Source organism: Veronia nyctiphanis (genome assembly GCF_004116385.1).
GTDB classification, from domain to species: Bacteria; Pseudomonadota; Gammaproteobacteria; order Enterobacterales; family Vibrionaceae; genus Veronia; species Veronia nyctiphanis.
In genome coordinates, this window is sequence record NZ_PEIB01000061.1 from 1 (window position 1) to 9595 (window position 9595).

At 47.1% G+C, this 9595-nt stretch carries 10 protein-coding genes; 7 read left to right on the top strand and 3 right to left on the bottom strand.

Going from position 1 to position 9595, the window contains the following annotated elements; translation table 11 throughout:
• Positions 1–166 precede the first annotated feature (166 nt).
• Positions 167–712, bottom strand: coding sequence for an oligoribonuclease (gene orn, locus CS022_RS23980; RefSeq protein ID WP_129124390.1), 546 nt, complete (start codon positions 710–712; stop codon positions 167–169).
• Positions 713–791: 79 nt separating this feature from the next.
• Here orn and rsgA point away from each other — a divergent pair, with 79 nt between their 5' ends.
• The 5 genes from rsgA to CS022_RS27010 all read left to right on the top strand — a co-directional run bounded on the left by rsgA (position 792) and on the right by CS022_RS27010 (position 5980).
• Entirely contained in the window at positions 792–1844 is a 1053-nt protein-coding gene (gene rsgA, locus CS022_RS23985; RefSeq protein WP_129124391.1) for a small ribosomal subunit biogenesis GTPase RsgA, read from the top strand.
• A 103-nt stretch (positions 1845–1947) separates the two neighbouring features.
• Positions 1948–2832, top strand: coding sequence for an archaetidylserine decarboxylase (gene asd, locus CS022_RS23990; RefSeq protein WP_129124392.1), 885 nt, complete (start codon positions 1948–1950; stop codon positions 2830–2832).
• 168 nt (positions 2833–3000) lie between these two features.
• Positions 3001–3594: a hypothetical protein gene (locus CS022_RS27000; protein ID WP_235869892.1), complete on the top strand. Its 594-nt coding sequence runs from the start codon at positions 3001–3003 to the stop codon at positions 3592–3594.
• Entirely contained in the window at positions 3591–4925 is a 1335-nt protein-coding gene (locus CS022_RS27005; RefSeq protein ID WP_235869893.1) for a HAMP domain-containing protein, read from the top strand. Before CS022_RS27000 ends, CS022_RS27005 begins: the two co-directional genes overlap by 4 nt.
• Positions 4922–5980, top strand: coding sequence for a methyl-accepting chemotaxis protein (locus CS022_RS27010; RefSeq protein WP_235869894.1), 1059 nt, complete (start codon positions 4922–4924; stop codon positions 5978–5980). Before CS022_RS27005 ends, CS022_RS27010 begins: the two co-directional genes overlap by 4 nt.
• Before the next feature lie 75 nt (positions 5981–6055).
• Here the strand turns inward: CS022_RS27010 and epmA are convergent, their stop codons facing one another.
• Together epmA and efp are read right to left on the bottom strand one after the other, a co-directional pair.
• The gene (gene epmA, locus CS022_RS24000; protein ID WP_129124393.1) at positions 6056–7027 is read right to left on the bottom strand and encodes an elongation factor P--(R)-beta-lysine ligase; all 972 of its coding nucleotides are present in this window, start codon (positions 7025–7027) and stop codon (positions 6056–6058) included.
• 249 nt (positions 7028–7276) lie between these two features.
• Positions 7277–7843, bottom strand: a complete 567-nt coding sequence (gene efp / locus CS022_RS24005; protein WP_129124396.1) for an elongation factor P — start codon at positions 7841–7843, stop codon at positions 7277–7279.
• A 34-nt stretch (positions 7844–7877) separates the two neighbouring features.
• Here efp and epmB point away from each other — a divergent pair, with 34 nt between their 5' ends.
• Positions 7878–8900 (top strand): EF-P beta-lysylation protein EpmB, encoded by a 1023-nt coding sequence (gene epmB / locus CS022_RS24010; RefSeq protein WP_129124394.1) that lies wholly within the window; start codon positions 7878–7880, stop codon positions 8898–8900.
• A 75-nt stretch (positions 8901–8975) separates the two neighbouring features.
• Positions 8976–9470: a GNAT family N-acetyltransferase gene (locus CS022_RS24015; protein ID WP_129124395.1), complete on the top strand. Its 495-nt coding sequence runs from the start codon at positions 8976–8978 to the stop codon at positions 9468–9470.
• Positions 9471–9595: the final 125 nt, after the last annotated feature.

Below are 9595 nucleotides of genomic sequence, written 5' to 3' on the forward strand. Positions count from 1 at the left end.
CTCGTGACCTCAACCTTGGCAAGGTTGCGCTCTACCAGCTGAGCTAGTGTCGCTTACGCAAAGACGTTTGTCTCTGTCAGGGCTGCGAATTATACGAAGAAAAAACGCCGATGCAAGCCTTGGATTGCAAAAAAAGTGATTTTTCTCCGTTACGCACATATTTCAATCAGATCGTAAAGATCTTGGTCCGATAAAACTGCAATTCAGTAATCGACTCACGGATATCATCAAGTGCTAAATGGGTACCTTTCTTTTTGAACCCTTTCAAAACATCAGGTTGCCAACGTGATGCCAATTCCTTGATCGTACTGACATCCACTGTGCGATAGTGAAAGTATTCTTCAAGCTGCGGCATATGATCAAAAAGAAAACGGCGATCTTGGCTGACACTGTTGCCACAGATCGGCGATACACCCGTAGGCACCCATTTTTCAAGAAATGCGATCGTTTGTTCAGTGGCTGTTTGCTCTGTCACTGTCGAGGCTTTTACACGATCCACAAGACCACTGCCTGTGTGTGTTTTGGTACACCAGTCATCCATTTTTGCCAGCTCATCCTCAGGCTGGTGAATAGCCAGTACTGGCCCCTCTGCCAAAATATTGAGTTCTGCATCCGTTACTATGGTCGCGATTTCAATGATTTTATGCTGCTTTGGATCAAGCCCGGTCATTTCCAGATCAATCCAGATTAAATTCTTATCGCTGAATGCCATGCCAAATTGCCTTTTTTGAAGGTAAACCGTGTATGATACTTAGCCTGATATGAAAGCCAACTAACTTAGCGACAATCTCGTGGCAAAAAAGAAAAAGCTCACAAAAGGCCAATTGCGCCGTGTACGTTCCAACCAACGCAAACGTATTGACCGTCAACAAGACGATGTTCAATGGGACGAATCCCTGCTGGAATCCGCCCGCGAAGGCGTTGTCATAACCCGTTTTGGTCAACACGCCGACATAGAAGATGTTTCTACTGGGCTGATTCACCGATGTAACCTTCGCCGCTCCATTGAGAGTATGGTGACTGGCGATCAAGTGATCTGGCGTCCGGGGGTCGAGTCACTTCAAGGTATCGCCGGTGTTGTCGAGGGCGTGCACGAACGACGCTCTGTGTTGACTCGTCCCGATTACTACGACGGCGTCAAACCTGTCGCTGCCAATATTGATCAGATTGTGATTGTCTCAGCTATCTTGCCTGAGCTGTCGTTCAATATTATAGACCGTTACCTGATTGCCACCGAGCAGCTGAATTTCAAGTCCCTGATTGTCATCAACAAGCTCGACCTTCTTGATAAACCCCAGCGTAAAGACATAGAAAAGACCCTATCTCTCTACGAATCGATTGGTTATCAAATACTGATGGTCAGCCGAGAAACAGGAGAAGGTATCGATGCACTCAAAGCCAAGCTAGCAGACAAAACCAGTATCTTTGTCGGGCAGTCTGGTGTAGGTAAATCAAGTCTTGTGAATACGCTGATGCCTGACGTCAATGCAGATATCGGCGCAGTATCAGAAAACTCTGGTCTCGGTCAGCACACGACGACGACAGCTCGTCTTTATCATTTTGCTGACGGTGGCAATCTTATTGATAGCCCCGGAGTGCGTGAATTCGGCCTTTGGCACCTTGAAGCTGAAGAAATTACCCAAGGTTTTATCGAGTTTCGTGATTATCTTGGAGGCTGTAAATTCCGAGATTGCAAACACGGCAACGATCCAGGTTGTGTGCTCCGTGAAGCGGTTGAAAACGGTGAGATCAGTGAAATGCGTTTTGAAAGCTATCACAAGATCCTCGAAAGCATGACTGAGATGAAAGCAAATCGTCAGTTTTCCCGAAACAAGGAAAACTAGAGTAGCTGGCAGCCCGACCAAAATCTGGGTAAACTGTGTCGTTGATTGAAAACTGGCCAACAGGTAAACCACTGATGGCCATGAAACTTTAGGATTTATTTCTGTGTCTGATAACCTGAAAATTGGCATGCAATATTGCTTGCCGAAACATGCATTAACTCGCCTGATAGGAAAACTGGCTGCGGCGAAGGCAGGCTTTCTGACCACAGCCGTGATCAAGTGGTTTATTCGCCAATACAATGTTGAAATGAGCGAAGCGAAGAACCCAGATCCAACAGTCTATCCAACGTTCAATGATTTTTTCGTGCGTGAATTGAAAGAGGGCGCCCGCCCTATCAACGATGACGCACAAACCATCACCCATCCTGCTGATGCCTGCGTCAGTCAAGCGGGTCCTATCGAGAAAGGACGCCTGATTCAAGCCAAAGGCCACACCTTTGACGCCTGTGAACTGCTCGGCGGTGACAAAGCACTGGCGGAAGAGTTCGCTGACGGTGACTTTGCGACCTTGTACCTGTCACCACGTGATTACCACCGCGTTCACATGCCATGTGACGGTACCCTACGCCAGATGATTTACGTACCGGGCGAGTTGTTCTCCGTGAACCCATTGACTGCTGAAAATGTTCCTAACCTGTTTGCCCGCAATGAGCGTCTGGTTTGCATCTTCGAAACCGCTTTTGGTCCTATGGCACAGGTACTGGTAGGTGCAACCATCGTTGGAAGTATCGAAACCACATGGGCAGGCACAGTAACACCACCTACAGGTGAAAGTATCCGTCGCTGGGATTACCCAACGGAAGGCGAACATGCTATTTCCTTTCAAAAAGGGGAAGAAATGGGTCGTTTCAAGCTGGGCTCAACAGTCATTAACCTGTTCCCGAAAGACGCGATCGAATTTGATGAATCTATCCTCCCGGGACAGCCGACGCGTATGGGTGAAACCTACGCACGTCAGGCACAACAGCCGGCGACGAAATCCGCTTAATTTTCAAAGGCTCTTCGGAGCCTTTTTCTTTACGTCATACGCTATAGTTACCTCTTTTTTCGGGTGAAATTCATCCACCTCAAAATGTGTCCGTTGCTACACTTTGAAATAAAAACGCGTTTTTTATTCATTTGAACTGGTGCGCTTTCACCAGCACGGGGACGACTCATGGCAACGCGCTTTGCTGATTTTGCTCTAGTTAAAAAGATCACCATCATTTTGTGTCTCGTAGGCCTTATCCCAACAGGGATAACAGCAATCATCGGGCTATACAGCGCAACAACAGCCCTCGAATCACAGAAGACCCAGTCGATTAACGCGATTGCCAACCTCAAAGCTGACTCTTTGCAGCAGTATTTTGACCAAAGCATGACCGTGCTGAAAAATCTGGCCAAAAGCCCCATCACGGTTGCTGCTGCGCCAGAATTCATCCAGACATTCAACCGCTACCCGGTCGACGAAGAAGAGTACAGTTCGGTACCGGACAATCTCTTGGCGTACTATCAGGAACAATTTGGCGAAGTATACATTGAGAAAACGGGTGTAGAAGCGCCAGTCGAATATATGCTGATGTCAGTCAGCCCAAAAACACTGGCGTTGCAGAAAGCTACATTGCCGACAATATTTATCCCCTTGGCGAAAAAGATAAGTTACCAAGCGCCGGACGCGAACGTTATGACTTCGTTCACCGTCGTTACCATGAAGCATTCAGAAATTACATTGTCGACTTTGGCTTCTATGACATTTTTCTTGTCGATATGAAAACAGGAAATCTGGTTTACTCTGTCTATAAAGAGCTGGATTATGCAACAAACTTAATCGATGGCCCCTACAGTGAATCTGGTATTGGACAGGCGTTTAAGCGCATGAAGCAAGGTATCGAATCTGACAAATCTGGCTCTGTTCTCGTCGATTATGAACCCTACCTGCCCTCTTACAACGCACCTGCCAGTTTTATCTCAACGCCTGTTTACCTTGGGGGCAACCCAATCGCGGTGCTGATTATCCAATTACCCCTCGATCAAGTCAGTCAGGTTATGAGCAAAGCCAATGGCCTCGGCGTGACGGGGGAGTCCTACTTAGTCGGTACAGACAAGAAACTGCGCTCAGATACCTTCCACAGTGAAAAGTTCACTGTAGAAAGCTCGTTCAGACAAAACCTGACGGTTAACACTCCATTGATTGAAAACGCGTTGAATAACTTGCCAGAGGGTAAAGACAGCAGTCTGGAGTCAGTTAACTACGTTGGTGAAGATACCATATCCATTTACAGCCCGGTGGAAATCGCCGAAGGCACGACATGGTACGTGGTGGTCGAGCAACAGACAGTGGAAGCCCTCGCGGCCATCCGTAACTTGCAGCTTATTTATCTGTTCGTCTCCATTGCTCTTGTCGTCATTGTGCTGACTGTAGCATCACGCTTTGGCCGTTATATTTCCAAACCTATGCAGGATCTGTCGAACTTCTTAGTATCACTGCGTAAGCACTGGACATTTTCTGCGCGCGCTGAAGTTCACAGTAATGACGAAACAGGGCAAGCTGCCAAAGCACTCAACGCTATGCTGGCATCGCTAGACAATGCGGTAAAACAAATCTCTTCTACCATGACGCAGTTTGCACAGGGTAATTTCAAGCAACAGATAGACCTCAAACTGGGAGGAGATTTAGAACTTTTAAAAAACCGCATCAATGATTCTGCCAACGTGATTGATGAAACCATTGAAGACATCGGCAACGTGATGTCAGAAATTCAGCGCGGTCAGTTCAACAAACGGGTAACTGTTGACGCCAAAGGCCAACTCGCATTGGTCAAAGAGCAAGTCAATCAGTCGGCTGTCACAACGGCTGAGTTCATCTCGGATGCGCGAAAAGTCATGGATCAGCTAGAGTCCGGCCGCTATGACCAGCGGGTGATGGCCAATGCCGAAGGAGAACTCGCTGAGCTCAAAGAATCTATCAACCAGAGCATTGCCAATTCAGAAGCCATCATCAATCAAATCTGCAACGTGATGGAAGCGATGAGCCAAGGTGACTTTAGCCATTCGGTCACAGTGAAAGCCAGTGGCAAGCTCAACGAAATGAAGCGTCTGTGAATCTTGCCTCAGGCTCTACGGACAAAGTCATCACCAGCATTCTGAAAGTCATGGATGCCATTGTGGATGGTGACTTCAAAACACGCTCCGATGCGAATGCACAAGGTGGTCTGCTCAAGTTAGCGTCAGCAGTGAACGGCACAGGAGAAAAACTGCAAGAGACCTTCAGTCATACTCAGGTGGTCATGCAATCTCTGTCGAAAGGTGACCTCACTCAGAATTTCACGATGACTGTCAGCGGTGACTACAGCCGATTGAAAGACAGCACCAACCAAACCATCGGTAATCTCAGCGGCATGATCCAAGAAATTCAAGGAACCGCCTCAACCGTTAACGACAAAACTGACGATGCAAGCGATGAGGTCTCTGGCCTCAACCAACAGCTCGAAGAACAGGTACAGAGTATCCAGAATATCGGCGGCTTGATGGATACCATGCGCACATCCATTAATGAGACGTTGTCAAAAGCGCGTTTTTCATCATCGCTCTCTCAAGATGCTCTCAAGCATGCCATGCAGGGTAAGGACGTCATCGATGATATTGAAAACGCGATGAATGCGATTACTCAATCGAGTAAACAAATGCAGCAGATCATCAGTGTGATTGATGGTATTGCATTTCAAACCAACCTTCTGGCACTCAACGCGGCAGTGGAAGCAGCAAGGGCTGGTGAGCAGGGAAGAGGCTTCTCAGTGGTCGCCAGCGAAGTCCGGGCACTTGCTCAACGAAGCTCCGATGCGGCAAAAGAAATATCTTCACTGATAAACGAATCAGATAAGCGGATTTCTCGCGGGGTCAGTCAGGTGAATGAATCAGGGAAACTGCTCAAAAAAATCACCGACTCTAACAACGATGTCTGTTCAAACTTCGAACAAGTCAATCAGGCTATTCAGGATCAGTTCAAACAAGTGGAAAGTGTGTCAGAAGACGTACGCACCGTAGATGACAATATCCAGCTTTGTGCTGAGATCCTTAACCGTCTCAAATCAAACATGGACGATGTGAGCTCACAGGCAGACGGTTTGACAGACCTGATTAAACGTTTCAAATACTAGGTTATTCTTTCTCCCCCGCAGACATGCACAGAAAGTCAAGGGGGAGAATGAATCTTGCCCTAGCCTATCGTTGACTTATGCGCGACCAACCGGAAACGCAATCACCTCATCAATATGACGACAGCCGTTGGCCAGCATCACCAGACGATCAATGCCCAGAGCAACCCCCGCACAGTCAGGGAAGCCTGACGCCAACGCCTCAATCAGATGGTGATCGATTGGCTGAGGCGATAACCCCATCGTTTCGCGCTTCTCATTGTCTCGCTCAAAGCGCGCTAATTGCTCATCAGCATCATCAAGTTCATAAAAACCATTGGCCAGTTCCACGCCTTTGAAGTAGACCTCAAACCTTGCGGCGACCCGTTCATCATGCTCACAAATTCGCGCTAAAGCTGCCTGACTGGCAGGGAAATCATAGACAAAAGCAGGAACAGATAGACCAATATGAGGTTCAACTCCCACGCTGAAAAGAAGCTGCAACAGCGTATCTCTGTCTTCTTCATGACTGGCAATATCAGCAAGCCCCAACTCGCTGGCAGCTTCCCTTAGCTGAGCTAAAGGCGCTGCCAATGGGCAAACACTCAATACATTGAGAAACGCCTGCTGATAGGTCATTCTCTCCGCCTTCCCGACCGATAAAACACGTTGAAGCAACGCATCCATTTCATCCATCAAAGCGTGATGATCGAAACTGGGACGGTACCATTCGAGCATGGTAAATTCCGGATTATGATTTCGCCCTGCTTCCTCATTCCGAAACGATTTACAAATCTGGTAAATAGGACCGCTACCCGCAGCCAACAGACGCTTCATATGGAATTCAGGACTGGTCATCAGATACAGTGGCACTCCGTCTGCATGGCCGGGACCGACAAAACGGGTGTTAAAAGTATGAAGATGAATATCTGTTACCGTAGCCTGACTCATGGCTGGCGTATCGACCTCTAGGACATCCCTGCTTTCAAAAAACTGACGGATAGTCTTAAGGGTTGCAGCGCGTTGCTTTAACGCGTTTAAGGACGTGGTTGGCTGCCACTGTTGACTCATAATGCTAGTCCAATGCGAAATAAGGTGACATTTTACCTGCAAATCTTCACCAGTGGCAGAGCCATAAAAAAGCGACGCCCTGTGGCATCGCTATATCGGTCAGTTCGCGTTAAAAAGATAACACATAGGAATAATCGAAGGGTTCGATGAAAAATATCGTAATTTACGAACAATGTAAGCAGGCAGGGTGGACCGGGCGTTAAAAATGAAAAAGGCCGCAAAAAGCGGCCTTTTTGTTCACATAAAGTGTTACTTCACGCGACCAACATATTCAGCAGAGCGAGTGTCAACTTTGATGACTTCGCCAATCTGAATAAACAGGGGAACACGAACCACTGCACCAGTCGTCAGCGTCGCAGGCTTACCACCTGTACCTTGGGTATCACCTTTCAGACCCGGATCAGTTTCAACCACTTCTAACTCAACAAAGTTAGGTGGAGTCACAGCAATTGGGTTGCCGTTCCAAAGCGTTAAAGTACAACGGTCATTTTCTTTCAACCATTTGATATTCTCGCTGACTGCTTTCTCATCAGCGGCGATTTGCTCAAACGTTTCAGCGTTCATGAAGTGCCAGAACTCGCCATCGGTATACAGATAGTCAAGCTCCATATCCATTACGTCAGCGGCTTCAACGGTGTCACCGGATTTAAACGTTTTTTCGAGAACTTTGCCTGAAAGTAGTTTACGGATTTTCACGCGGTTAAACGCTTGGCCTTTACCAGGTTTAACAAACTCATTTTCGATAATGACACACGGTTCATTATCAAGCATAATTTTCATTCCACCACGGAACTCATTGGTGCTAAAAGACGCCATGTCTATCCTCTTAACATCTTCGAAGTTGTCATAAATGCCTGACATAATAACCCGAAACCTGCCGTCTGTTGAGCAAAACTGGATCAAAGAACTATCAAATGCTGTCTCAGACCCAGAGAAACTACTGCAACAACTGAATATCGATACCTCAGAATGGAATTCTGGCTTTGCTGCACGGCGCTTGTTCGCACAACGTGTCCCTCAAAGTTTCATCGATCGGATGGAGCCGGGTAACCCTGACGATCCCTTACTCAAACAAGTTCTCCCTGTTTCTGACGAATTCAGGCAGGTAGATGGCTTTAGCGATGATCCGCTTGATGAGCAAAACAACGAGCAACCTGGACTGCTACATAAATACAAAAACAGAGTTTTGATGATTGTTAAGGGTGGCTGTGCGATTAATTGCCGCTATTGCTTTCGAAGACATTTCCCTTATCAGGATAACAAAGGGAATAAAACAGTCTGGCAAGAAGCGATTAATTACCTTCATGCACACGACGAAGTCGATGAGGTGATCCTATCCGGTGGGGACCCCCTCATGGCAAAAGACAATGAACTGCAGTGGCTAATCAATGCTATGGAGACCATACCCCATGTTCGGCGGCTGCGGATCCATTCGCGTCTGCCCGTCGTGATCCCATCAAGAGTCACCGAAGCATTGGTTTCAACATTAACCAACACCCGACTACAGGTTGTCATGGTGACCCATATTAACCATGCCAACGAAATTGATGAGCACCTTAAAGCTGCCATCAATAAGCTCAAATCAGCCCATATCACAGTGTTAAATCAAAGTGTTCTACTTAAAGATATTAATGACTCCGTTGACGCGCTGGCAGCATTGAGTAACCGACTGTTTGATGCCGGTATTTTGCCTTACTACCTTCATGTCTTGGACAAAGTCTCTGGCGCAGCGCACTTCCTTGTTGATGACAAAGCAGCAAGAAAACTTATGGCGGGCCTAGTCGAAGAGGTTTCTGGTTATTTGGTACCAACACTAACCCGAGAAATCGGTGGCAGAAAAAGTAAGACCCCATTAGATCTAAATCTCGAGTAATGTCACTACAACGCTGTTGAACTTAAACAGTCGTTAACCGACTATAAATTGCCAACTCAACCTCAGGGCACCTAGATGGCAATAACAATTAGACATGCAGTCAGCGACGATCTGGCTGCAATTCATGAGATATACGCTTGTCCTAGCGCGCAGGCTTTCACCACACAACTCCCATTTCCAAAACTAGCCACATGGGAGAAACGCATCAATCAGGATTCAAGCGATAGCTACTTTCTGGTTGCTGAAAGTGAAGGTATTGTTGTCGGTCATGCAACGCTCTGGCTACAATCATCACCGAGGCGTCGACATGTCGCTTCTATCGGAATGGCTGTACATGATGAACATAGCGGAAAAGGCATTGGCTCCTCACCCATGGAAGCCGTGATAACTCTGGCAGATAAATGGCTCAACATCCGACGCATTGAGCTTGAAGTGTTTTCTGACAATATCTCAGCAATCACCTTATACAGGAAGTTTGGTTTTGAGGTCGAAGGCGAGGCAAAAGATTTTGCATTTAAAGATGGTCAGTTCGTGAGTGCACTTTATATGTCGCGTATAAACGCAAACTAGTCACTAACAGCGAGTAATGACAGTCGGGTTCTACCCCATTTCTACGGACGGTTTAATAAAGACGTAAACTTATTGTCTTGACGGGCGAGCCTACGTCGCATTCTTGGATTATGGAACCGTTCAAT

What these genes read in the sequence shown, in the direction of transcription:
- orn (WP_129124390.1), bottom strand. Translation starts at nt 712, where the DNA reads ATGGCATTCAGCGATAAGAATTTAATCTGGATTGATCTGGAAATGACC.
- CS022_RS27000 (WP_235869892.1), top strand. Translation starts at nt 3,001, where the DNA reads ATGGCAACGCGCTTTGCTGATTTTGCTCTAGTTAAAAAGATCACCATC.
- CS022_RS27005 (WP_235869893.1), top strand. Translation starts at nt 3,591, where the DNA reads ATGAAAACAGGAAATCTGGTTTACTCTGTCTATAAAGAGCTGGATTAT.
- epmA (WP_129124393.1), bottom strand. Translation starts at nt 7,027, where the DNA reads ATGAGTCAACAGTGGCAGCCAACCACGTCCTTAAACGCGTTAAAGCAA.
- efp (WP_129124396.1), bottom strand. Translation starts at nt 7,843, where the DNA reads ATGGCGTCTTTTAGCACCAATGAGTTCCGTGGTGGAATGAAAATTATG.
- epmB (WP_129124394.1), top strand. Translation starts at nt 7,878, where the DNA reads ATGCCTGACATAATAACCCGAAACCTGCCGTCTGTTGAGCAAAACTGG.
- CS022_RS24015 (WP_129124395.1), top strand. Translation starts at nt 8,976, where the DNA reads ATGGCAATAACAATTAGACATGCAGTCAGCGACGATCTGGCTGCAATT.